We start from the raw sequence: 22,584 nt of genomic DNA, 5'->3' as shown, positions 1-22,584 counted from the left end.
AGGGGGGTGGCGAGCCCTCGCCGGTAGAGTGGCCGTATCATGTGGAAGTCCTGTCTCGCCGTGCCCCTGCTCGTGGCCACCCTGCTCGTTCCCCTGGAGGGACAGGCCTGCGCCACCTGCGCCTGTGGTGATCCGACCCTCACGTCCATGGGCACCGAGCAGCCCTTCGCCGGGCGCCTGCGGCTCGCCAACCAGGTGCGCGCCTGGAGCCTGACGACCGGCCAGGACGCCGTGGACGCCGTCTCCCTGCGCGAGCTGCGCATGGACCTGTCGGTGGCCTACGCCCCCCTCCCCTGGCTCTTCCTGTCCGCCACCCTGCCCCTGCAGACGCGCTCGTTGCAGCAGGTCAGCCTCGCGCGCGAGACGGCATGGGGACCCGGAGACATGGAGGTCGGCGCCAAGGTCTTCGTCTTCCGCGATCGCGAGTTCTCGGCGGACCACCTCATCGGCGTGCTCGCCGGGGCCCGGCTGCCCACCTCGCCCACGGTGCACGACGCGGATGGACGCCCACTGTCGCTCGATGCCCAGCTCGGCACCGCGTCCCTGGATCCATACCTGGGGCTCTCCTACTCGACCTTCCGCGGCGACTGGTCCTTCCTCGCCAGCGCCACGGGCTACCTCCCCACACGCGGGCGCGAGGGCTTCCGCGCCGGGGCCTCGCTGCGCACCACGCTCGCCGCGCAACTGCAACCGGGCCCGCGCTGGGCCGTGCGCCTCGCCGTGGACGGCCGCCTCGAGGGCCCCGGTGATCTGCGCGGCGTCGCCGATCCGGTGGGCAGCGGGGTCCTCGCCTTCGTGTCCCCGGACGTGCTCTTCAGCCCCGTCACCGATGTGGTGCTGGAGCTCGGGGTGCGCGTGCCCGTGCTCAACCTGCTGCGGGGCAACGTCCGTCAGAGCCCCATCCTCCAGGCCTCCATCGTCTACGATCTATGAAGTCCCGCTCCGCTCCCGTCCTCCTCTTGTTGGCCCTCTGCGCATGCGGCGCTCGCGAGGAGGGCATCCGGCTCCACCTCGGGCTCGACTTCCGCCCCGCGCGCCAGACGCTGGCGGGAGGCACCTCGCGCCAGTTCACCAACGACCGGGGAGATCGCATCACCCTGGACCGGGCCCACGTCACCCTGGGCAGCGTGGAGATCATCCCCTGCCAGACGAGCAGTGCGTGGCGGTGGCTGCGCGCGCTCTCCCCCATCGGCACGGCCCAGGCGCACGAGGCCAACACGCCCCGGCGGCTGGGCACGCCCCATGTGAGCGGACTGGAGCTCGCGGATGGCGAGCCGAAGATGCTGGGGACGTTGGAACCGCCGCCCGGCAGCTATTGCCGCGCCCGCCTCGTCTTCGCGCCCGCGGACGAGGACGCCGAGGGGCTGACGCCCGAGGTGGACATGGAGGGAAGGACGCTCCTGCTGGAGGGCCGTCTCCTCCCCGCCAGCGGTGGACCCGAGCAGACCTTCCGCCTGGAGTCGGCCAGCCTCATCAACGCCGAGCTCTGGCTGGAGGGGCTCGCGCTCACCCCGGACGCGCTGGAGGCGAGCCGCACCCTCCACCTGGCCTATGACCGGTGGCTGGACGGCGTGGAGCCCACGTCGCCCGGAGCCGCCGAGCAGGTGCTGCGCAACGTGGCCAGCTCCGCCACGATCGGCCCCTGAGCGGCCCCGGGGCCACGGGGCTCAGCGCAGCTCGGCGCGCTCGAACACGCGGGTGCCGAGCACGAGCGCACCCCAGGAGCCCACGAAGGCCACGGCCAGCGCGATGGCCGCGAAGAGCGGCACCGAGGCGTCGAACCACAGGAGGTTCGGCCCCAGGACGAGCAGATCGCGCAGCCGCTCACGTCCCTCGTACACATCGGGGCGGTAGAGCAGGAACACGGTGGGGATCATCGGCAGCATCCAGACCAGGAACGCGATGAGGAGTCCCTGGAACGCATCGCGCACCAGGAGCAACGGGCCGACGAGCACGCAGAGCAGCAGCACCACCAGGGCCGTGAAGATGAGCCCGGAGCCGATCGCGCCCGCCACGCTCACGGAGGACCCCTCCCCCACGAAGGGCCGCACGGCGAGCCCCGTGAGCAGGGACATCACCAGGCCCACCACCGAGGAGGCGAGCAGCACGGGGCCCACGCGGGCCATGAGGAACGCACGGCGCGAGATGGGCTTGCTGAGCAGCATCTCCATGGAGCGGTTCTCCCGGGGCTCCACGAGGGCGCGCATCAACCCGGCGACCCCACCGAAGAAGGGCAGCATGTAGATGCCGGTGTAGACGTTCACCAGGATGACGGCATCGAGCCCGCGGATCAGGAACGCGCGCTCCATGAAGGCATTGACCGCGGCGGGCAGGCGCGGAATGAGCGCGGCCGTGACGAGCACCACGACGATGCCCACGAGCAGGGACACGAGGGGCACGCCCCCGAGGGAATGGCGGGCCTCGAGGAGGCGGTAGCGGCGAAGAGGAGCCTGCATGGCGTCACACCTCCAGATGGCGCGCCCGCAGGGCGCCGAGAGCGAGCACGGCCGCGTTCATGCCCAGCAGGGCCGCGATGGGCCCCACCATGTGGGCGGGGCTCGGATCATCCAGGTGGCCGAGCATGGAGATGCCCTGGGTGAGGGGGTTGAAGGCGGAGAGACCACTCCAGGCGGGGTTGTAGAAGCCGATGAAGGCCATGCCCACGAGCAGGCTGAGCACCAGCAGGCTCACGAGCGCCGCCAGCGCCCGCTTCTGGATGAGCACGGCCATGAGCGCGCTGAAGCAGACGCAGAAGAACGCGGCGAACAGGTGCACCGTCATCGAGGCGAAGAAGATCCCCGGGCGGAACCCCGGGAGGCTCCGCGAGACGAGGAGCGCGGTGGCCAGGTGCGAGCCGATGTAGAGCACCCCCATGACGGCACAGGCCGACAGCGTGCGCGCCAGGAAGTACGCGGCGGGTGACACGGGCTTGGACAGCAGCACCGCGAGCTGTCCCGTCTCCTTCTCGCGGATGAGCAGGCTGCCCGCGAGCACCACCCCGAGCACCATGATGCTCTTGTTCATCGCCAGGTCCGTCCAGATGAACAGGAAGAGGATGGAGGGGTCCGACGTGGAGAACCACCCCTGCAAGGCCGAGAGCACGTGCGCGGGCGGCTTCGCGGCGATCACCGGCATGGCGAGCGCCGCGTAGGCCAGCATGCCCGCGGCCAGCCACGTCTTCCGCTCACGGAAGGTGGCCCGCATGTCGAGCCAGAGGAAGCGCGCCTTCATGCGGCCCTCCGCGCGAGCGACAGGTAGAGCTCGTCCATGTTCCCCGAGCGGTGCTCGCTCTTGAGCGCCTCGATGGGGCCGAAGGCGACCAGCCTGCCCTGGTGCAGCGCCGCGACGCGCCGGCACAGCGTCTCGATGTCCGACAGGATGTGGCTGGAGAAGAGCACGGTGACACCGCGCTCGGAGGACAGGCGGCGCAGGTGCTCGAGCAATTCGTGACGGCCGAGCGGATCCAACCCGGAGGTGGGCTCGTCCAGCAGCACGATGCGGGGCTCGTTGATGAGGGCCTGGGCGAGCCCCACCTTCTGCGTCATGCCGGTGGAGAAGCCGCCGAGCTTCCGGTCCGCCGCGGCCTCGAGGCCGAAGAGCTGGAGCAGCGACTGGATGCGCGCCTCGGCCATGCCGGTGTCGAGGTCGAACATGGCGGCGACATAGTGGAGGAACTGGCGCGCCGTCATGTGGGCCGGGAGCGCGTAGCTGGCGGGGAGGAAGCCGCACTGGCGGCGCACCTCGAGGCTCTCGCGCACCACGTCGTGGCCGAGCACCCGGGCGCTGCCCGAGGTGGGCCGTGTCAGCCCGAGCAGCATCCGGAGCGTGGTCGTCTTCCCCGCGCCGTTGTGCCCCATGAAGCCGAAGATCTCCCCGGGCTCCACGTGGAAGCTCACTCCATCCACTGCCCGGACGGGGCCGTAGACGCGGGTGAGCCGATCGATCTCGATGGCATGCATGGCATTACCTCTTGGAGCCGCGGCCCGGGCGCTTGCCCGGGGACGGCGGGGTGGGCGCGGGCGCGGACAGCCCCGCGATGAAGATGTCGATGACGGCGTCGAGCAGCCGCTCCCGGGAGATGCGGTCTCCCGTGGTGACGAGCCCGGTGTGGTAGTGCAGGAAGCGCAGCAGCCCGATCACGAAGGGCACCGCGTCGACGTCCAGATCCGCGCGGAACTCGCCCCGCTCGATGCCCTCGCGCACCCAGTTGCGGATCATCTCCACCTGGGCATCCGCCTTGCGCGGGTTGTCTCCGGACTCCGCCAGCGAGCGGAGCACCGTCAACTCCGGATCCTCGCGGACGAGCCGCTCGAGCAGGGCATCCCGGGCGAGCTCCCGGTAGGCGAAGCGCAGCGTGGCGCGCAGCCGCTCGCGAGGAGACTCCTGCCCCATCACCTCCGCGGCATACCGGCGCCCCGTCTCCGCGAGCACGGCCTCGATGACCGCGTGGAGCAGGACCTCCTTGCTCTCGAACTCCAGGTAGACGGCCCCCTTGGCGATCCCCGCCTCGCGGGCGATGTCCTCGATGCGCGTCCGGCGGAAGCCGAAACGCTCGAAGTGGCCCTTGGCCACCTGGAGGATGCGCTGGCGCCGGACCTCGACGGATGTTGCTGCCATGTGGACATCATGACCGGATTCGAATTTCCGGTCAAACGGTCACGGTGACATGCCGCCTCCCCTATCTGGGGGTGGACACGTCCCCCTGGAGGGGGAGGCAAGGGAGGGAGCACCGCCGCTATACCGCGCCAGACTCGGGGACCAAGGGAGCCCACATATGGCGATGTTCACGACGAAGGACGGGACGCAGCTCTATTACAAGGACTGGGGTTCGGGTCAGCCGGTGGTGTTCAGCCACGGCTGGCCGCTCAGCTCGGACGCCTGGGAGGACCAGATGGTGTTCCTCGCCTCCCATGGCTTCCGCACCATCGCCCATGATCGGCGCGGGCATGGCCGCTCCAGCCAGCCCTGGGCGGGTCACGAGATGAACACCTACGCCGATGATCTCGCCGAGCTGTTGGAGAAGCTGGACGTCAAGAAGGCCATCCTCGTGGGCCACTCGACGGGCGGCGGCGAGGTGGCGCGCTACATCGGCCGGCACGGCACGAGCCGCGTCGCCAAGGCGGTGCTGGTGGGCGCGGTGCCGCCCATCATGCTCAAGACCGCCGCCAATCCCGGCGGACTGCCGATGTCCGTGTTCGATGACATCCGCAAGGGCGTGGCCGCGGACCGCTCGCAGTTCTTCAAGGACCTGACCACGCCCTTCTTCGGCGCCAACCGCCCGGGCGCGAAGGTCTCGCAGGGCATGCGCGACAGCTTCTGGATGCAGGGAATGATGGGCGGCCTCAAGCCCGAGCTCGACTGCATCAAGGCCTTCTCCGAGACCGACTTCACCGCGGATCTCGAGAAGTTCGACGTGCCGACGCTGATCATCCACGGCGATGACGATCAGATCGTGCCCATCGACGCCTCGGCCCGCCGCACGGCCCAGCTCGTCAAGGGCGCGACGCTGAAGATCTATCCCGGTGGCGATCATGGCCTCGCCGCCACCCACAAGGATCAGCTCAACGCCGATCTGCTGGCGTTCGCCCGGAGCTGACCCGATGTGGGGCGCGCGCCGGGCGCTCCAGGCTTCCCGGGGAGGGACGAGTGCCGGCCCGCTCGCTCCCGCGGCGGGCGACGGGCGAACCCGGTGGCGCGTCTCCCTTCCACCGCTCCAGGGTGGCGAGCCGCTCCGCCAGTGGCGCGCCATGGGTCTTCACGCAACCCTCGAGCCCCTGTGAGCCCAGGTCGCCTCGTAGGAGGGCACTCTCCTTCCGGACCTCCTGGGCCACCTCCCTCGCCTCGTATGCCCTGGCCTCGGAGAGGACCTCCCACGCCAGGGTCTGGGAGTGGAGGGCTTCGCAACGCAGGGAGGCGCTCCGCCTGTGCTGACCCAGCGCCCAGAGCGCGTGCCCCAGCTGGTACTGCGTCCGGGCCCATTCCAGGGGCTCGCGCTCCCGCGTCCGTTCCTCCAGAGAGGCCCGGTAGGCCGCCACCGCCTCCTCCAACCGCACTCCGCTGCCCTCCTTCTCGCTCAAGGCTCGCAGCACCCAGCCCAGGTTGTGCTGCGCCAGAGCCCAGTCCAGGGGCTCGCGCTCCCGCTTCCATTCCTCCAGGGCGGCCCGGAAGGCCCCCACCGCCTGCTCCAACCGCGCCACGCTGCCCTCCCGGGTGCCCAGGGCCGCCAGCGCCATTCCCAGGCCGTTCTGCGTCCGGGCCCAGTCCGAGGGCACGCGCTCCCGCGTGAACTCCTTCAGGGCCGCCCGGTGCGCCTCCACCGCCTGCTTCAACCGCGCGACGCTTCCCTCTCGCTCGCCCAGGGTTGCCAGCACCAGTCCCAGGTTGAGCTGCGTCCGGGCCCACTCCAGGGGGATGCGCTCCCGCGTGAGCTCCTTCAGGGCCGCTCGGTAGGCCCCCACCGCCTGCTCCAGCCGCGCCGGGTTCCCCTCTCGCTCGCCCAGGGCCGCCAGCGCCACGCCCAGGCTGGACTGCGTCGTCGCCCACTTCAGGGGCACGCGCTCCCGTGTGACTTCCTTCAGGGCCTCCTGGTGTGCCTCCACCGCTTCTTCCAGCCGCGCCACACTCCCCTCCCTCTCCCCCAGGGCCGTCAGCGCCACGCCCAGGCTGGCCTGCGTCGCCGCCCAGTGCAGGGGCACGCTCACGCGCGTCCATTCCTTCAGGGCGGCCCGGTGGGCCTCCACCGCCTCCTCCAGCCTCGCCGTGCCCCCCTCCCTCGCGCCCAGGTTCATCAGCGTCCACCCCAGGCTGGCCTGCGTCGTCGCCCAGTCCATGGGTGTGCGCTCCCGCTTGAATTCCTTCAAGGCCTCCCGGTAGGCCGCCACCGCATCCTCCAGCCTCGCCGTGCCTCCTTCCCACGCGCCCAGGTTCATCAGCGTCCACCCCAGGCACAGCTGCGTTCGGGCCCAGTACAGGGGCACCCCCTCCCGCGTGAGTTCCTCCAGAGCGGCCTGGTAGGCCGCCACCGCCTCCTCCAGCCTCGCCGTCCTCCCCTCCCTCGTTCCCAGGGCGGTCAGTGCCAATCCCAGTTGGGTCTGCGTCTGGGCCCATGTCAGGGACTCGCGCTCCCGCGTGAGTTCCTCCAGGGCCGCCCGGAAGGTCGCCACCGCTTCCTCCAGCCGCTCCGTGCCCGGCTCCCGATCGCCCAGTCTGGCCAGCGTCCACCCCAGATGGGCCTGCGTCATGGCCCACTCCAGGGGTTCGCGCTCCCGCGTCCGCTCCTCCAGGGCGGCCCGGAAGGCCCCCACCGCTTCCTCCAGCCGCAGCGTGCCCCTCTCCCGCTCGCCCAGGGTTGCCAGCGCGACCCCCAGGCTGTGCTGCATCCCGGCCCACTCCAGCGGGTCGCGCACTCGCGGCCTCTCCTCCAGGGCAGCCCGGTACGACGCCGCCGCCTCCACGAGCTCCTCACGCTCTCCCGACTGGCTGCCCATGAGCAGGAGCGCATCGGCGAGGAGCACGCGCATGCTGGCCCGTGTCTCCACGCTCCACCCCTGGCCCTCGCTGCTCTCCAGCAGCTGGCGCACCTTCTGCACGAAGGGCTCGAGCTTGTCGGCTACGTAGCGCCCTTCCGCGGCTTGCAGCTCCGTACTCTGGGTGAGCAGGCGCAGGCGCAGGAGCTCCTCGAGTTCGTCCCAGAAGAGGGACGGGAGGTTCAGGTTCTGCGTCTCCGGCGCGTAGCGTCCCGAGTGCTTGCGCTCCAGGCCGCGGGCATCCGTCAGGAAGAGCTTGGGCGTGCTCTGGCCCCCCACGCGGAGGACCGTGCCCCAGATGAGCACGTCCGCTCCCGTCTTCCGCAGGTACTTCCGGGCCCGGGCCTCTCCTTCCTGGAAGCGCTTGTCGGACACGGAGTGTTCGGACATCACCTCCCTGTCCACCTGGATGACCTCGATGCCCTCCTGTTCATCGAGGGACTCCCGGATGAGGCGCTCGTACTCCCGGCCCTCGTCGTTCTCCAGGCGGGCCACCGCCACGGTGAACTTCCCGTCGGGGGCGGGTGGCAGCTCCTCCCGCGAGAGCAGCTCCACGAGCTGGGAGAGGAGGGGCAAGGTGCTCACCTTGTCCCAGTTCCACCAGACGAAGAACCCCAGGCTCACCAGGGCGAGCGTCACCAGGCCCCAGGTGCCAAAACGCTGGTAGAGCCATTGATGGATCACCCCCTTGAGCGTGGGGGGACCCTTGTCGGGAGCAGGGGGAGCGCCCCCTGGGCCCTGGGGCTCCGGGGCGGGAGGAGACACGGCGGGCGGCGTGCCCTCCGGGAGCCGAACGTTTCCCTCATCGGGCATGGTGACTTCCCCTCCGCTCCAGCGTGGCGAGCCTCCGAGCCATGCGTTTGCCGTAGGTCTTCAGGCATCGCTCCAGCCCCTGTGAACCCGGTTGGCTCCGCAGGAGGTCGCGCTCTCTCCGGACCTCTCGTTCACTGACCATGGCCTCGGGGGCTCCGACCCCGGAGAAGACCTCCCACGCCAGCCCGTGGGAATGGAGGGCTTCGCACCGCAGGGAGGCGCTCTGCTTGGACTCGCCCAGCATCCAGAGCGTATTCCCCAGGTTGAAGTGCGTCCGGGCCCAATCCAGGGGCTCACGCTCCCGCTTCAATTCGTCCAGGGATGTCTGGAAGGCCTCCACCGCCTCTTCCAGAAGTGCTGCGCTCTGCTTTCTCTCCCCCAGGATGGCCAGCGTGATCCCCAGATGGTTCTGCGTGTGGGACCACGCCAGGGGCTGGCGCTCCCGCGCGTTCTCGCGCAGGACGGTCCGGTACACCGCCACCGCCTCCTCCAACCGCTCCGTGCCCTGCTCCCGCTCTCCCAGCAATCGCAGCGTCTGCGCCAGCCGGTGCTGTGTCGCGGCCCATGCCACAGGATCGAGCTCCTGCGTCCATTCCTCCAGGGTGGCCCGGTAGGCCACCACCGCTTCCTCCAGCCTCGCCGTGCTCCCCTGCCTCTCGCCCAGAAGTCGCAGCGTCATCCCCAGCTCGTTCTGGATCCTGGCCCAGTACAGGGGCTCGCGCTTCCGCGGGAGTGCCTCCAGGGCCGCACGGTGCGCGACCACCGCTTCTTCCAGCCGTGCCGCTCCCCCCTCTCCCGTCTTGCCCAGCGTGGTCAGCGCCAGTGCCAGGTTGTTCTGCGCCTGGGCCCACTCCAGGGGCCCGCGCTCCCGCGTCCGCTCCTCCAGGGCCGCCCGGAAGGCCCCCACCGCCTCCTCCAGCCGCGCCCTGCTTCTCTCCTTCGAGCCCAGGGTGGCCAGCACCAGACCCAGGTTGTTCTGCGTCCGGGCCCACGCCAGGGGCTCACGATCTCGCGGCCTCTCCGCCAGGGCGGCCCGGTACGCCGCCACCGCCGCCACGAGTTCCTGGCCCTCTCCAGCATAGGTGCCCATGCGCAGGAGGGCGTCGGCGAGAAGCACGCGCATGCTGGCCCGTGTCTCCACGCTCCACCCCTGTCCCTCGCTGCTCTCCAGCAGGTGGCGCACCTTCTCCACGAGGGGCTTGAGTTTCTCGGCGGCGAAGCGCCCTTGCACGGCTTGCAAGTCCGCGCTCTGGGTGAGTACCCGCAGGCGAAGCACCTGTTCCAGTTCGTCCCAGAAGAGGGAAGGCAGGCTCAGGTTCTCGGGCGCATAGCGTCCCGAGTGCTTCCGATTCAGGCCCAGGGAGTCCGTCAGGAAGAGCTTGGACGTGCTCTGGCCCCCCACCTGGAGGACCGTGCCCCAGATGAGCATGTCCGCTCCCGTCTTCTCCAGGTACTTCCGGGCCCGGGCGTGCCCGGCCTCGAGGCGTTCCCCGGAGACGGCATGTTTGGACATCACCTCCCTGTCCACCTGGATGACCTCGATGCCCGCGTATCCATTGAGGGTGTCGCGGATGAGGCGCTCGTACTCCTGACCCTCGTCGTTCTCCAGGTGGGCCACCGCCACGGTGAACTTCCTGGCCGACGCTGGAGGCGATTTCTCCCGGGAGAGCAGCTCCACGAGCTGGGAGAGGAGGGGCAGGGTGCTCACCTTGTCCCAGTTCCACTGGACGAAGAACCCCAGGCTCACCAGGGCGAGCGTCACCAGGCCCCAGGTGCCGAAGCGCCGGTAGAGCCCGTGATGGAACAGCTCCTTGAGCGTGGGGGGACCCTTCTCGGGAGCGGAGGGAGGCCCCCCTGATGGGCCTTGGGCCTCCGTCTCGGGAGCAGGCACGGCGGAAGGCGTGCCTTCCCCAGGCCGGGCGTTTCCCTCATCGGGCATGGCGACTCCCCCTGGTCCCCGAGGCGCCCCTGCTTCCGGCCACGAGGACCCGGAACCGAGCTTCCTTCCTGAGCCCCATCGGGAACGCGTGTGCGGCTCTCTCCTTCTTCAATCGAGCCCCGGGAGAACGGATTCCCCTCCGAGCGAGCCCCCGCTCAGTGTCCGGGGGCTTAGAGGGGACGAGCCAGCACGAGATCGCGTTGGGCATCGCCGCCGATGACGAACGTCGTCTCGCCCACCTCGGTGAAGCCCCAGCGTGTGTAGAAATCCCGGGCGCGGAAGTTCCGCTCCCAGACCCCCAGCCAGATCACGTCATGGCCCCGGGCCCGGGCCTCGTCCAGGCAGCGCCCCATGAGCGCCGCACCCACGCCGGTGCCATGGAAGGGCTTGTCCACGTACAGCCGCTCGATACGCAGCGGCCGGCGCCCCGGGACACCTGGCCCGGGTGGAATGTCTTGGAGCAACGCGAAGCCCGCGGGAACACCAGCGGTCTCCGCCAGCAGGAAGGAGCGCTGGGGATCCCGCAGCTCCCGCTCCTGGAGGGCGGGCGAATAATGAGAGGCCAGGTGGGCCGCCAGATCCTCGGGCCGGTTGTCGGCGGCGAAGGCATCCCGGAACGTGCGAGCGCCCAGCTCTGCGAGCAGGGCGGCATCGGCGGGCGTGGCGAACCGGAGGGTGAAGCTCATGGGCGCGGCGACCATACCGCCGCGCCCAGACGTCCGCCCAGCCCGGAGCGCGGCTACTTCGTCTCGGGCGCGGGGCGCGGCCGGGCGTCACTGGCCGGCGCTGGCGGCGCGACGGGAGTCTCCGGGGCGGGCTTCACCGCGAAGGGGCTCTGGGGCCGATCCTTCGCATACGGGTCGGCCCGGGAGATGAGCCGGGTGGCGGACACCTCCACCCACGCGGAGAGCCCCCCCGTCTCCACCACCGAGGCACTCCGGCCGATGACCTTCCGGGACTTGAGCTCGATGAGGCGCAGATCCACGGCGAGCCGCCCGGCGGACACCGGGCGCAGGCTCAGGAGCAGCAGGCGCGTGGCGCCCGAGAGCCCGGGGGCCGCCAGGAGGCAGCGCGGATCATCCTGACACCCCTGACCCCGGGATTTGAGGTAGCCGCCCAGGTCCACATAGGGGGCCTCGAGACGCGAGCCGAGCGTCCGCCCCGCCTCGAGAGCGGCCTTCTCCAGGCCTGGGTCCGCGGTGGACACCACCATCAGGGACGAGACCGGAGAGGACGAAGCCGGTGGAGCCGGGTCCGCCGACAGCAGGAGCAACGTGAGCGCGGTGAGCATCATGGGCGCCCCCTTCTACCAGCCGTAGCTCGCCACGAGCCCCAACGTCGGCCCGCCGCCCTGCGAGGCGCGCGCCTGATAGCCGATCTGGGTACCGAGGGCGAAGGCATCGGAGAACAGATAATCCACGCGGTAGAGCAGCCGCACACCGGAGGGACCCGAGGGCACGTTGGTCACCTGGGCCGCGGCGCTCATGGGGAAGCGGCGCACCGTGTCCCAGGCGAGCCGGATCGTCGCGGAGCCGCCGAGTCCTCCGGTGTAATCGCCCTCGAGCTCCACGCGAGCCCCATTGGGCCGGCCGAGGCGCACCTTGCCGCCGATGCCCGCCGAGAAGCCGGTCGCGTTGCCACCGAGCGACAGGCGCACGCCGAGGCCGAAGTACGGGCTGAAGCCCACGTCCACCTCGGAGAAGCCGTAGTCGAGGCCCGGGCGCAGCTGCGGCAGGCTCCCGCCCTCCGGAGCGCGCAGCTCGAAGGGCGGCGTGTGCGCGCGCAGGTGGCCCACGCCGATGCGGATGGAGTCGATGCGCATGCCGCCCACCTGGGTGAACAGGCGGTAGAGGTAGTCCGCCTCCAGCCGGTAGTAGCTGTCCTTGTAGCGCGTGCCATTGAGCGTCTGGAAGCCGTAGTCCACGTACTCGCCGGAGGCGCTCACGCGGGAGCGGCGCTGCCCGTACACCTCGAGCAGGGCCTCGCGCTCCAGCGTGTACCGGGGCACCTCGATGAGCACCGGGTACGGAGCGTCGGCGCTGGCGAAGCGCACGGTCTCCACACCATCGGTGTCCCGGGCGGTGACGTAGTACTCCACGGGCACGCGCTGCTCGGGGGACAGGGCGATGACGGCCGCGTAGGTGCCGTCGGCGCTGAGCTCGAAGGCCTGCTCGCGGAAGGCCGTCTCGCCCGCGGAGCGGTAGTGGGCCACGAGCGCCCCCAGGCGCCAGGACGGAGCCACCTCGGCGCGGAGCACCAGGTTGTTGCCGACCAGCACCTGGGCGGCCGGGACGTGCCGCACCTCGAGGGGCTCGGCGGGCGCGGCCGCGGGCGCAGTGGCCGGAGCGGCGGTGGACGGCTCGGCCCTGGCCGGCGCCGTCTGGGCAGGAGGAGCGAGCAGCAGCAGGAGGCAGGTAACGGTGGAAAGGGTCATCATCGGAGGTGTTCTCCCGGGGTCCGCTACCAGTGGAAGGTGGTGCCCAGCCCGAAGCCGAGGCCGGAGTGGTTGATGTCCCGCAGCTGGTAGCTCACGCGGCCGGAGACATCGAGCCAGGGGGTGATGGAGCGGCCCACCGTGTAGATGAGGCGCACGCCCAGATCCTCACCGATGGGCTCGTTGGTGACGACGACCTCGGCGCTCATGGGCCAGTTCTTCACGGCGTCCCACGACAGCGCGAGGCTGCCGCGCGCGCCGATGTCCGCGATGGTGGCGCCGCGGATCAGCAGGGACGTGCCCGTCTCGCTGCCGATGCGCAGGCCGAGATCGAAGCCGCCCTTGAGCCCGTCCCGGGTGACACCCGCGGTGCCCTTCACCAGCAGGGCGAGGGACGGGTGCAGGCGCAGCTCGATTTCACTGAAGCCATAGGTGTAGCCCACCTCCTGGCCGGGGATGCTCGGGTCATCGAGCTGATAGCGCGGCGTGCCGGTGCCCCGGTAGTTGCCGAAACCCACGCGCACGGCGTGCACCGTCGAGTAGACGCGGTAGAGGAAGTCCGCCTCGAAGAGGTTGTAGACGTCGTTGCCCTTGAAGCGGTTGAAGTCGACGTACTCGTCGCTGACGCGCACGCGGCTGCGGTTGCGGTACTCGATGCGCTCGTCGCGGGGCGGGCGGCGGATGGTGATGTGCTGGGGCCGGGACGGGAGGCCCGCCGCGGCGAGCGTGGCGCCCGAGGGCTCCACCGCCTCGACGTAGTACTCGATGGCCGGCTCCACCGCCGCCTCCTGGGGCAGCGTGGCGCGGAAGTGGCCATGGGGCTCGGCGCGCATGTGCACGGTGCGGTAGGTGGGCGAGCCGCGCTCACGCCAGTGCACCATCACCGCGCGCGGCGTGGGACCCGCCAGGCTGGAGAGGGACACGGTGATGAGCTCGTCGGTCAGCGCGCTGGTGGGGGCGCTCACCTTGAGGACGGGCGGCACCGGCGAGGCGGGCACCTTCGTCGTCGAGGAGGCCACGGGCGCCTCGCGCAGCAGGGAGATCTCCGTGCGGATGGGGCCGGCCAGGTCCGACTGGGGCCAGTTGGCGAGGAAGCCCTCCCACACCCTGGCGCGCTCGGCGGGCGGGAGCTTCAGGGCGGTGTTCCACGCGGTGCGCAGCGCGGCACGCTCGGCGTCGGACGGGCCGGCGGAGGCGGTCGCGGACCCCGCGGGAGGCTGCGCCGGAGCCGTCGCCCCCGGCGTGGCGGGGCGCTCGCGCGGGGCCTGGGCATTCACCTGCTCCACCTCGTCCCCCACCTCCATGCGGGCGAGGAGCTCGTCCGGGGCGGAGATGCGCGAGAGCGTCTCGCCCGCCTCCAGCACCGTGGCCTCGCCGAGCAGGAAGCGGTCGCGCAGCACCTTGCCCGTGGCCGGGTGGCGCGCCTCGATGACGCGGTAGACGCGCAGCCGTTCGCCGGGCTGCGCCGTATCCGCGCGCCCGAGGTCCACGAAGGCATCCGCGCCCTCGATGCGCAGGACGAACGCCGCGCGGGGGGCCGCGAGGGCGGGAGTGGACAACAACAGCAACAGGAGGAGCGGGAGCTTCATCATCACCTCTCGGAGGCCCCGCGGGGCGAGGCCATATGCCCCAGGCGAGGGGCGTGCGTGGCTCTGCGGACTTCGTGCCAACCCGTGAACACGAGGAAGCCCCTTGGGGCGATGGCGCCAGGGAACCTGGATCCGGCACGCGGGCTTCGCGGCCGATGTGCAGAGCGGTTCACATCTGTGCAGGGCTGGCTTCTACCGGGCCTGGGACGCCGGCGCGAGTACCTCCAATGAGAGTCTGGCCGGGAGCACGCGAGACGGTTAGAACCGGGTCCGCCCCATGGCTTCCCCCCACCCCGTCCCCTCCTCTCCGTCCACGACCGGCCCTGGCAGGGAGGGCGTCCGCGTGCGGATGTCCGGCCTCCGGCGCACCTTCCCGGGAGGAGTCCCCGTCCTTCAGGGGATGGACCTGGATGTCGGCGCGGGCTCCTTCGTGGCCCTGGTGGGCCCCTCCGGCTGCGGCAAGTCCACCCTGCTGCGCCTGGTGGCCGGACTGGACCAGCCCAACGCCGGGACCCTCACCTTCTCCCCTCCCCTGGATCACACTCCGGGTGCGCGCACCCCCATCGCCTACGTCTTCCAGGACGCGCACCTGCTGCCCTGGCGCTCGGTGCTGGACAACGTGGCCCTGCCCCTGGAGCTGGCCGGGGTGCCGGCCGCGGAACGCCATGCCTCGGCCCGGGCCATGCTGACGCAGGTGGGGCTCGGCGACGCCACCGCGCGCTACCCGGCCCAGCTCTCCGGCGGCATGCGCATGCGCGTCTCCCTGGCCCGGGCGCTCGTCACCCGCCCCCGGCTGCTGCTGCTGGACGAGCCCTTCGCCGCCCTGGACGAGCTCACCCGCCACCGGCTGGATGATCAGCTGCTGGCGCTGTGGAAGGAGCTGGGGATGACCGTCCTCTTCGTCACGCACTCGCTGTCCGAGGCCGCCTACCTGGCCGAGCGCGTCGTGGTGCTGTCGCGCAGGCCCGCGCGGGTGATGCTGGATCGGCACCTGGACCTGCCCTCCGAGCGGCTCCCCGCCCTGCGCGCGGATCCCGGCTTCGCCCGGGAGATGGGCCTGCTGTTCCACGCCCTGGAGCAAGGAGATGCCGCTTGAAGATCCTCCGCGAGGCCCTGGCGCCGCTGACCGCGCTCGCCATCCTCCTGGTCCTCTGGGAGACCGTGGCGCGCGTCTTCTCCGTGAGCCCCATCGTGCTGCCGCCCCCGTCCGCCATCGGCCTCGAGGCGAGCCGGGCCGCGGACACGCTGCTGAGTGGGGCGCTGTCCACCGGCCGCTCGGCGCTGCTGGGCTTCGGGCTGAGCACCGCGGTGGGCGTGCTGGCCGCCATCGTGCTGTCCTCGTCCCGGGTGCTGGAGCGGGCGCTCTACCCGTATGCCCTCTTCCTGCAGATGGTGCCCATCATCGCCATCGCCCCGGTGCTGGTGGTGTGGTTCGGCCATGGGGCGCGCGCGGTGGCCGTCTCTTCCTTCATCGTCTCCGTCTTCCCCGTCATCGCCAACACGCACACCGGGATGCGCTCGGTGGACCCGGCCCTGCGGGACATGTTCCGCCTCTATGGCGCGCGCCGGGTGGCCACGCTGTGGAAGCTGGAGCTGCCCGCCTCGCTGCCCCACCTGTTCACCGGCCTGCGCGTGGCCTCGGGCCTGTCCGTCGTCGGCGCCATCGTGGGCGAGTGGGTCGCCGGAGTCGTCGAGGGCGACGCCGGACTGGGCATCCTGGTGCTGGCCGCCAACCGGCAGGGCAACACGGCCCGGGTCTTCGCCGCCGTCCTGGCGGCCTCGATGTTGGGGCTGATGCTGTTCGGCGCGGTGAGCCTCACCGGCGAGCGCATGCTGCGGCGCTGGCACCCATCCGCCTCGGGCTCGTGAGGGCCCCCTTCCCTTTCCGCTGCTTCTTCCGGAGGAAACCACACGTGAGAGGACGTCTCGTCGGATTGCTGGGGAGTCTGGTGCTGCTCGTGGTGGCGGGGGCGTGCTCGCGCTCGAAGGAAGGCGCGCAGCAGGCGGGAGGCTCGGACGCTGGGGGGACGCAGGCCGCGGCCCAGGTGGCCCGCGTGAAGCTGGCCCTCAACTGGGTGCCCGAGCCCGAGTTCGGTGGCTTCTACGCCGCGAGGGATCAGGGCGCGTTCAAGCGGCACGGGCTGGAGGTGGAGATCCTCGGCGGCGGGGTCGGCGTGCCCGTGTTGCAGATGGTGGCCACGGGGCAGGTGGAGTTCGGCATCGTGGGCGGGGACGAGCTGCTCACCGCCCGGGCGCGTGGCGTGGACCTGATTCCGCTGTTCGCCGTGTACCAGACGTCGCCGCAGGCCATCATGGTCCACGCCTCCCGCGGGGCGAAGGGCATCCAGGACGTGCTCTCCTCGGGCACCATCGCCCTGGAGCCCGGCCTGCCCTATGCCGCCTGGCTCAAGAAGAAGTACGGCTTCGACAAGGTGAAGGTGGTGCCCTACGACGGCGGCGTGGCGCAGTTCGTGACGAACAAGGACTTCGCCCAGCAATGCTTCATCACCTCGGAGCCCATCGCGGCGCGCAGGCAGGGCGCGGATCCGGTGGTGTTCCTGGTGGCCGATGAGGGTTTCAATCCCTATTCAGCCGTGGTCGTCACCCGCCGGGAGATGTGGAAGGAGCAGCCGGAGCGCGTGAAGAATTTCGTGGCGGCGGTGCGCGAGGGCTGGCGCGCCTACCTGGACAATCCGGCACCGGCCAACGCGGTGATGGGGAAGCTGAACACCACCCTGGACGCGGAGACGTTCGCCGCGGCGGCGCAGGCCCAGAAGCCCCTCATCGAGACGGAGGAGACACGCACCCAGGGCCTGGGCTTCATGAGCCGCACGCGCTGGGAGACGCTGGGACGGCAGCTCGTGGAGCTGGGCCTCCTCGAGAAGGCGCCGGCTCCGGACGAGTTCCTCCTGCCCGAGTTCACGCAAGCCGCTGGCAAGGGCTCTCCGTAAAGCATTACCAGACACCCAATCACAAACAAGACAACACACAAAGACAAACACAAACAACAGACGCGAAATACAGACAAACACAAACACAAACACAAACAAAAGCAAGAATCAGGCCAGACAATCACCTTCACAAACAAGATCAAATCAAATGCAAGCATTTATTGTCAATATCAGACATAAATGCCAATATTTAATGTATTTCCATTTGGCACCCAGGACCTACATGCATGGAAATGTAGGCACGACATCCGGCCCAGTGGTATGCATAGGTCGCGAAATGTAGGCATTACAACCCCGACAAAGGCCACACATGTCGCGAAATGTAGGCACGATATCCGACCCACTGCGCGGTCGGACGCACGAGATATGCCGAAATGTAGGCATGGCATGATCCACGGCGAGCATCCGCGAACCTCGAGGAAGGCGCGCCCATGAGCCGTCCGCCCGAGTCCGCCTCCACCCCGGCAGCACCCCGCCCGGCGCTCCTGGCCCTGTCGTACCTGGCCTTCGTCAGCCTGGGGCTGCCGGATGCGGTGCTCGGCGTCGCCTGGCCGTCCATCCGCGAGGCCTTCACGCTCCCGCAGGTGGCACTCGGCGCGGTGCTCGCCATGGCCGCCTCGGCGTACTTCACCTCGGGCCTGTTCGCGGGGCGGTTCATGCGCACCGCGGGCATCGGCACCCTCCTGGCCGCCAGCACCGCGCTCGCCGCCACCGGGGTCGCCGGCTACGCGGCCTCTCCCGCCTTCGCCCTCTTCATCGCCGCGGCCTGTGTGGTCGGGTTCGGGTCGGGCGCGGTGGATGCCGGGCTCAATACGTACGCCGCCCACCACTTCGGGGCGCGCCACATGACCTGGCTGCACGCCGCCTACAGCACCGGGGCCGCGCTCGGACCGGTGCTCATGACGGCGCTCCTCACGCGCGGCGCGGGGTGGCGGGCCGGTTATGCCGTCATCGGCGGGGTGCTCGCGCTGCTCGCGGTGGCCTTCACCGGGATGCGCCGGCAGTGGGACGCCGGGCCGGGCTCGAGCCCTCCCACGGCCGAGGCCCCGGCCCCCGTGGACGCCACCTCCCCCACCGTCACCGCGTGGGCCACGCTGCGCCGTCCCCGCGTCTGGCTGCAGATCGCCATCTTCTTCCTCTACTCCGGCGTCGAGGTCACCGCGGGACAGTGGAGCTACACCGTCCTCACCGAAGCGCGCGGGCTCGGCACCGCGGTGGCCGGCACGTGGGTCAGCCTGTACTGGGCGGGTCTGCTCGCCGGACGCATCGTGCTCGGCTTCGTCGTCGAGCGGGTGGGCGCCGTGCGGCTCCTGCGGCTCGGCACGGCGGGGGCCATCCTGGGCGCGCTCCTCGTCGCGATCCCGGCGATCCCCGCCGTCCTCGGGCTGGCGGTGCTCGGCTTCTCCCTGGCACCCATCTTCCCGGCCCTCATGTCCGAGACGCCCCGGCGGGTGGGCGCGGATGCCGCCGCGCACGCGGTCGGCTTCCAGGTGAGCGCGGCCACCCTGGGCGTCGCGGTCCTCCCGAGCGCCGCGGGCCTCGTCGGCGAGCGGCTCGGGCTCGCGGCCATCGCTCCGTTGATCCTCGGCGTCGCGGTGCTGCTGGCCGCGGTCCACGAGGTGCTCGTCGCACTGGCCGACCGCCCCACCCGCTCCGAGCCCACCTCCGGCTCAGGCAGCGGCCACACCGCCCCCGGAGGCTGAGCCGTTCAGCGCTTGTCCTGGCGGACGCGGATGAGCCCTTCCTGGGCCACGGACGCCACCAGCCGGCCCTCGCGGGTGAAGATGTGCCCGCGCGCCAGGCCCCGCGAGTTGCCCGCCCACGGACTGTCCATGGCGTACAGGAGCCAGTCGTTCACGCGCAGGTTGCCGTGGAACCACAGCGAGTGGTCCAGGCTCGCCATCTGCATGTTGCGCTGCATGAAGCTGGCGCCATGCGGCTGCAGTGTCGTGGTGATGAGGTTGAAGTCCGAGGCGTAGGCGAGCACGTACTTGTGCACCTGCGGATCCTCCGGCAGCACGCCGTCGGCGCGGAACCACACGTACTTCACCGGCTCGCTCACCTGGGGCTCGAATGGATCGAAGAGCGTCACCGGACGGATCTCGATCGGCTTCTCGCACAGGAACTTCTCCCGCACGCGCTCGGGGATGAGGCCGGCCCGGCGGCGCAGCAGCTCGATGTCCGAGGCCAGCCCCTCCGGTCCGGGCACCTCGGGCATCTTCGCCTGGTGCTCGTAGCCGGGCTCGTCCCCCTGGAAGGAGGCCATCATGGTGAAGATGGACTCGCCCTTCTGGATGGCCACCACGCGGCGGGTGGTGAAGCTGCCGCCGTCGCGCACGCGATCCACCGTGTAGACGACCGGCAGGCTGGCATCCCCGGGGCGCAGGAAGTAGCCGTGCACCGAGTGCACGTGGCGCTCGGGCATCACCGTCTGGCTGGCCGCCGACAGCGCCTGGCCGATCACCTGCCCGCCGAAGAGCTGCCGGTAGCCCAGGTCCTGGCTCGCCCCCCGGAACAGGTTCTCCTCGATGGGCTCCAGCTTGAGCAGCGCCAACAGTTCATCCAGAACGCGACTCATCCCTTCTCCTTCGTCTCCACATGGCCCCGAGGCGCTCGGCTCCCGGGCTGGTACGGCTCCGTACCATGGAGGAAACGGCGGGGCTTGGCCAGTGGGAAGGGCCCGGCTCCCGGGTGGACGGGCGGCCAGGAGCCCCCCGAGGGCCGGGGTGGGCAGAAGCGGAAGCCCGCTGCTGTTGGGCGAGGACCGTCAGGGTGGGCCCGTACACTGTCGTCCATGCGCCCCGGCGGCGAGGGACGGTGGAGCAGCCCGTCCCCATACCCCGGAGGAAACCTTTGCCCATGCGAATCCTGGTGGTTGCCGCCTGCTTGATGGGGCTGTTCGGAGCCCTCCCCGCCCACGCCTCGGAGCTCGAGGACGTGTTCGGCCGGGAAGTGCCGCTCGGACAGGGGCGGCCGGCGGTGGTGCTCTACGCCAACCGGGACACGCGGGACGTGCTGCGCGAGCACGCCCTGCGCTTCGCGTATGACCTGCGCCGCCAGCACCCCATCGTGGTGGTGCGCGTGGACCTGCGCGGCATCCCCGGCTTCTTCAAGGGCGCCGCCAGCCGGGAGATCCGGAAGATCCACGGCGAGTCGCTCGAGAAGGTCCGCGCGATGTTCCTCTCGCAGGGCCAGCAGCCGCCCGCCGATCTGGAGCAGTCGCTCTACATGGTGGCCGACACCACCGGGGCGCCCCACAGCGCGCTGGGGCTGGAGAAGGGCTTCCGCCAGGTGCTCGTCCAGGCGCTGGGGCCCCGCGGCCGGGAGCTCGCGCGCGGACCGTTCCCCGAGGCCGCCGGGGCCATCAGCCGGGCCATCAGCCGGGCCCTCGCAGCGCCCTCCCCGTCGCTCGTCAGCGCCGTCTCCCGGTAGCACCCCCGCGGCACGGCTCGCGCGAGGGTGCTTCCAGGGTACTGCTCGAAGCGCACGGCTCAGGGAGCGGTGATCGTCGTCTCCACCGCGGGGCAGGACACCGGGCGGGACTGGAGCTGCTCCAGCGAACGCGGCACCTCCGCCTGCTTCTCCACCACGTCCATCAGCTCGCCGTTGAACGCGATGCGGTAGCGCCCCGGCTGCTTCATCTCGTAGGCCTGCGAGAGATCGACCTGGGCGTCCACGGAGGCGCCGGGCGCGATCGTCACGTACGCATCCGCCGACGGGTTGCCCCGCTTCACCATGCGCCCCAGGTAGGCGACCTCGGTGCCATCGCGGGTCACCTCGAAGTCCTTGCCCATCAACCCCTCGAGCGGCGTACGCCACTTGAGCACGGACAGCGGTTGCGCCGTGCGGTTGGTGAGCTGGAAGCGCAGCTGCACCGGCTCGCCCGCGCGCACGCTGGCGGGCACGCTCACCACACAGTCCAGGGACGCCGCCATCGCCGGGTTCTCCTTCTGCGGCTCGGGAGCCGCCTGCGGGGCCGGGGCCGGTTGCTCCGGCACGGGGGCCGGCTTCGGTTCCACGGTCTCCTTGCGCGGCGCACACGCGCCCGCGCTCAACGTCAGACAGCACAGCGCGACCCAACGGCCATATCCACGAGTCATGGGACGGATGCTCTCCTCCGGGAAAGACGACTGCGGGAAAAAGAAAAACGGGAGCGTCGCCGCTCCCGTCTCGTCCTGCTTCACCTCACGCTCTCCGATTACGGCAGCGCGGGGGTGTTCTCGGCGAAGTACTCGTGGCTGTCCGCGTTGTCCAGCGCCTTGGTGGGGCTGGAGATCGCGAGGTTCTTGGCCGCGCTCTGGCCGTAGGCCCAGTCATCCGTGGCGGCCACCACGTTGAAGTGGCTCATCTCGTGGACCAGCGTGCCGGCCTTGGAGTCCGTGCCCGTGGTGGGGGCGCTCCAGAAGGCGTTGCACACGTAGATCTTGTACGGCGAGGACGGGTACACGTAGGCGTAGTAGCTGTCGTTGCAGCTGCAGTCGACCACGATCGCCGCGTTGGCCAGCGCGTTCTTGATGTTGGTGAAGTGGCTGCGCGCCGTGCTCAGGTTGGTGCTGGAGTACGCGCCGAACCACGTGGTGTAGCGCGTGGTGCCCGAGGAGATGCCGTTGAGGTAGGTGGACGCGTTGTTGGCGTACGTGCGGGCATAGCTCAGCGCCGAGGAGATCGACGACTGCTCGGTGCTGGTGCAGGCGCCGGAGTACGACAGGCCCTGGGCGGACACCGTGCCCTGCGACTCGAGCTCACTGGCGCGGCCCTCGATCCACAGGCTCACCAGGTTGGAGTCGAGCTGCGCCGCCTTGGTGATCACCGCGCTGTGCTGATCCAGCGAGCGCGCGGCGTAACGGATGGTGTAGGCGCCGGTCTCGGTCAGGTCATACATGCCGGAGACGGGGGCCGAGCCCGAGATGCTCTCGCCGGGGGCCAGGGTGATGTAGTCCTGGGCGGTGGGGGCCGCGCGCTTGATGTGCGGACCGATGTACTCCACGGGCTCGCCATTGCGCGTCACCTCGAACAGACCCTCCTTCAGGCGGCTGTCCGGGACGTAGAACTTGAGCAGCTGCACGGGCTGGGACGAGACGTTGGTCAGCGTGACCGTCACCGACACGTCCTCGCGGGCGCTCAGCGTGGCCTTGCTCACCGACAGGCTCACCGCCACCTCGCCGGTGGCCTGCGCGCTCTGCTCCGAGGCCGTACCGAGCTCCTCCGGTGCGCCGCACGCGCCCAGCATGGACACTCCGACGATTCCCCCCACCAGCCACTTGAAACCACGAACGCTCTTGCTCACGCAGTGACTCCTTTGTCTGACAGAACCGTTAGCTCCAGGGCTAAC

At 70.5% G+C, this 22,584-nt stretch carries 21 protein-coding genes; 8 read left to right on the top strand and 13 right to left on the bottom strand.

Annotated elements, in window-relative coordinates; genetic code table 11:
* The first annotated feature begins 39 nt into the window (after positions 1–39).
* Both AC16DP_RS10435 and AC16DP_RS10430 read left to right on the top strand, forming a co-directional pair.
* Positions 40–933: a transporter gene (locus AC16DP_RS10435; RefSeq protein WP_329728111.1), complete on the top strand. Its 894-nt coding sequence runs from the start codon at positions 40–42 to the stop codon at positions 931–933.
* Positions 930–1,646 carry a hypothetical protein gene (locus tag AC16DP_RS10430; RefSeq protein ID WP_329728112.1) on the top strand — a complete coding sequence of 239 codons (717 nt, stop codon included), beginning with the start codon at positions 930–932 and terminating at the stop codon, positions 1,644–1,646. Before AC16DP_RS10435 ends, AC16DP_RS10430 begins: the two co-directional genes overlap by 4 nt.
* Positions 1,647–1,667: 21 nt before the next feature.
* On the opposite strand, the gene AC16DP_RS10425 is transcribed toward AC16DP_RS10430, so the two are convergent.
* From AC16DP_RS10425 to AC16DP_RS10410, 4 genes are read right to left on the bottom strand one after another with little or no spacing between them, the layout of a single operon-like run.
* Complete coding sequence (locus AC16DP_RS10425; protein ID WP_329728113.1) at positions 1,668–2,456, bottom strand: ABC transporter permease; 789 nt, start codon at positions 2,454–2,456, stop codon at positions 1,668–1,670.
* A gap of 4 nt (positions 2,457–2,460) precedes the next feature.
* Positions 2,461–3,231: an ABC transporter permease subunit gene (locus tag AC16DP_RS10420; RefSeq protein WP_329728114.1), complete on the bottom strand. Its 771-nt coding sequence runs from the start codon at positions 3,229–3,231 to the stop codon at positions 2,461–2,463.
* A complete protein-coding gene (locus AC16DP_RS10415) occupies positions 3,228–3,959 on the bottom strand; it encodes an ABC transporter ATP-binding protein (RefSeq protein ID WP_329728115.1) in 732 nt (243 codons plus the stop codon). The genes AC16DP_RS10420 and AC16DP_RS10415 overlap by 4 nt, the downstream gene beginning before the upstream one ends.
* A gap of 4 nt (positions 3,960–3,963) precedes the next feature.
* Positions 3,964–4,617 carry a TetR/AcrR family transcriptional regulator gene (locus AC16DP_RS10410; protein ID WP_329728116.1) on the bottom strand — a complete coding sequence of 218 codons (654 nt, stop codon included), beginning with the start codon at positions 4,615–4,617 and terminating at the stop codon, positions 3,964–3,966.
* A gap of 157 nt (positions 4,618–4,774) precedes the next feature.
* On the opposite strand from AC16DP_RS10410, the gene AC16DP_RS10405 reads away from it, so the two are divergent.
* On the top strand, positions 4,775–5,596 hold the full coding sequence (locus AC16DP_RS10405) for an alpha/beta fold hydrolase (protein WP_329728117.1): 822 nt from the start codon (positions 4,775–4,777) through the stop codon (positions 5,594–5,596).
* Here the strand turns inward: AC16DP_RS10405 and AC16DP_RS10400 are convergent.
* The 6 genes from AC16DP_RS10400 to AC16DP_RS10375 form a co-directional block, all read right to left on the bottom strand.
* Positions 5,562–8,339: a tetratricopeptide repeat protein gene (locus AC16DP_RS10400; RefSeq protein ID WP_329728118.1), complete on the bottom strand. Its 2,778-nt coding sequence runs from the start codon at positions 8,337–8,339 to the stop codon at positions 5,562–5,564. The genes AC16DP_RS10405 and AC16DP_RS10400 overlap by 35 nt on opposite strands.
* Positions 8,329–10,278 carry a tetratricopeptide repeat protein gene (locus tag AC16DP_RS10395; protein WP_329728119.1) on the bottom strand — a complete coding sequence of 650 codons (1,950 nt, stop codon included), beginning with the start codon at positions 10,276–10,278 and terminating at the stop codon, positions 8,329–8,331. Before AC16DP_RS10395 ends, AC16DP_RS10400 begins: the two co-directional genes overlap by 11 nt.
* A 170-nt stretch (positions 10,279–10,448) precedes the next feature.
* On the bottom strand, positions 10,449–10,964 hold the full coding sequence (locus AC16DP_RS10390; RefSeq protein WP_329728120.1) for a GNAT family N-acetyltransferase: 516 nt from the start codon (positions 10,962–10,964) through the stop codon (positions 10,449–10,451).
* A gap of 53 nt (positions 10,965–11,017) precedes the next feature.
* A complete protein-coding gene (locus tag AC16DP_RS10385) occupies positions 11,018–11,572 on the bottom strand; it encodes a hypothetical protein (RefSeq protein ID WP_329728121.1) in 555 nt (184 codons plus the stop codon).
* A gap of 12 nt (positions 11,573–11,584) precedes the next feature.
* The gene (locus tag AC16DP_RS10380) at positions 11,585–12,715 is read right to left on the bottom strand and encodes a hypothetical protein (RefSeq protein ID WP_329728122.1); all 1,131 of its coding nucleotides are present in this window, start codon (positions 12,713–12,715) and stop codon (positions 11,585–11,587) included.
* Between the two features lie 23 nt (positions 12,716–12,738).
* A complete protein-coding gene (locus tag AC16DP_RS10375; RefSeq protein ID WP_329728123.1) occupies positions 12,739–14,304 on the bottom strand; it encodes a hypothetical protein in 1,566 nt (521 codons plus the stop codon).
* 346 nt (positions 14,305–14,650) lie between these two features.
* Between AC16DP_RS10375 and AC16DP_RS10370 the strand changes: the two genes are divergently transcribed.
* The 4 genes from AC16DP_RS10370 (at position 14,651) to AC16DP_RS10355 (ending at position 18,955) form a co-directional block, all read left to right on the top strand.
* The gene (locus AC16DP_RS10370; RefSeq protein WP_329728124.1) at positions 14,651–15,397 is read left to right on the top strand and encodes an ABC transporter ATP-binding protein; all 747 of its coding nucleotides are present in this window, start codon (positions 14,651–14,653) and stop codon (positions 15,395–15,397) included.
* A complete protein-coding gene (locus AC16DP_RS10365) occupies positions 15,394–16,170 on the top strand; it encodes an ABC transporter permease (RefSeq protein ID WP_329728125.1) in 777 nt (258 codons plus the stop codon). Before AC16DP_RS10370 ends, AC16DP_RS10365 begins: the two co-directional genes overlap by 4 nt.
* Before the next feature lie 44 nt (positions 16,171–16,214).
* A complete protein-coding gene (locus AC16DP_RS10360) occupies positions 16,215–17,252 on the top strand; it encodes an ABC transporter substrate-binding protein (protein ID WP_329728126.1) in 1,038 nt (345 codons plus the stop codon).
* 431 nt (positions 17,253–17,683) lie between these two features.
* A complete protein-coding gene (locus tag AC16DP_RS10355) occupies positions 17,684–18,955 on the top strand; it encodes an MFS transporter (protein WP_329728127.1) in 1,272 nt (423 codons plus the stop codon).
* A gap of 5 nt (positions 18,956–18,960) precedes the next feature.
* Here the strand turns inward: AC16DP_RS10355 and tesB are convergent, their stop codons facing one another.
* The gene (gene tesB, locus AC16DP_RS10350; protein WP_329728128.1) at positions 18,961–19,830 is read right to left on the bottom strand and encodes an acyl-CoA thioesterase II; all 870 of its coding nucleotides are present in this window, start codon (positions 19,828–19,830) and stop codon (positions 18,961–18,963) included.
* 281 nt (positions 19,831–20,111) lie between these two features.
* On the opposite strand from tesB, the gene AC16DP_RS10345 reads away from it, so the two are divergent.
* Positions 20,112–20,684 carry a hypothetical protein gene (locus AC16DP_RS10345; protein ID WP_329728129.1) on the top strand — a complete coding sequence of 191 codons (573 nt, stop codon included), beginning with the start codon at positions 20,112–20,114 and terminating at the stop codon, positions 20,682–20,684.
* A gap of 59 nt (positions 20,685–20,743) precedes the next feature.
* Here the strand turns inward: AC16DP_RS10345 and AC16DP_RS10340 are convergent, their stop codons facing one another.
* Positions 20,744–21,352, bottom strand: a complete 609-nt coding sequence (locus AC16DP_RS10340; RefSeq protein WP_329728130.1) for a protease — start codon at positions 21,350–21,352, stop codon at positions 20,744–20,746.
* 98 nt (positions 21,353–21,450) lie between these two features.
* The gene (locus tag AC16DP_RS10335; RefSeq protein WP_329728131.1) at positions 21,451–22,539 is read right to left on the bottom strand and encodes a M35 family metalloendopeptidase; all 1,089 of its coding nucleotides are present in this window, start codon (positions 22,537–22,539) and stop codon (positions 21,451–21,453) included.
* Positions 22,540–22,584: the final 45 nt, after the last annotated feature.

Source organism: Archangium sp., assembly GCF_057119385.1.
Note: the sequence above shows the minus strand (reverse complement) of the source record. Positions and strands in the feature narration are given on the sequence as shown.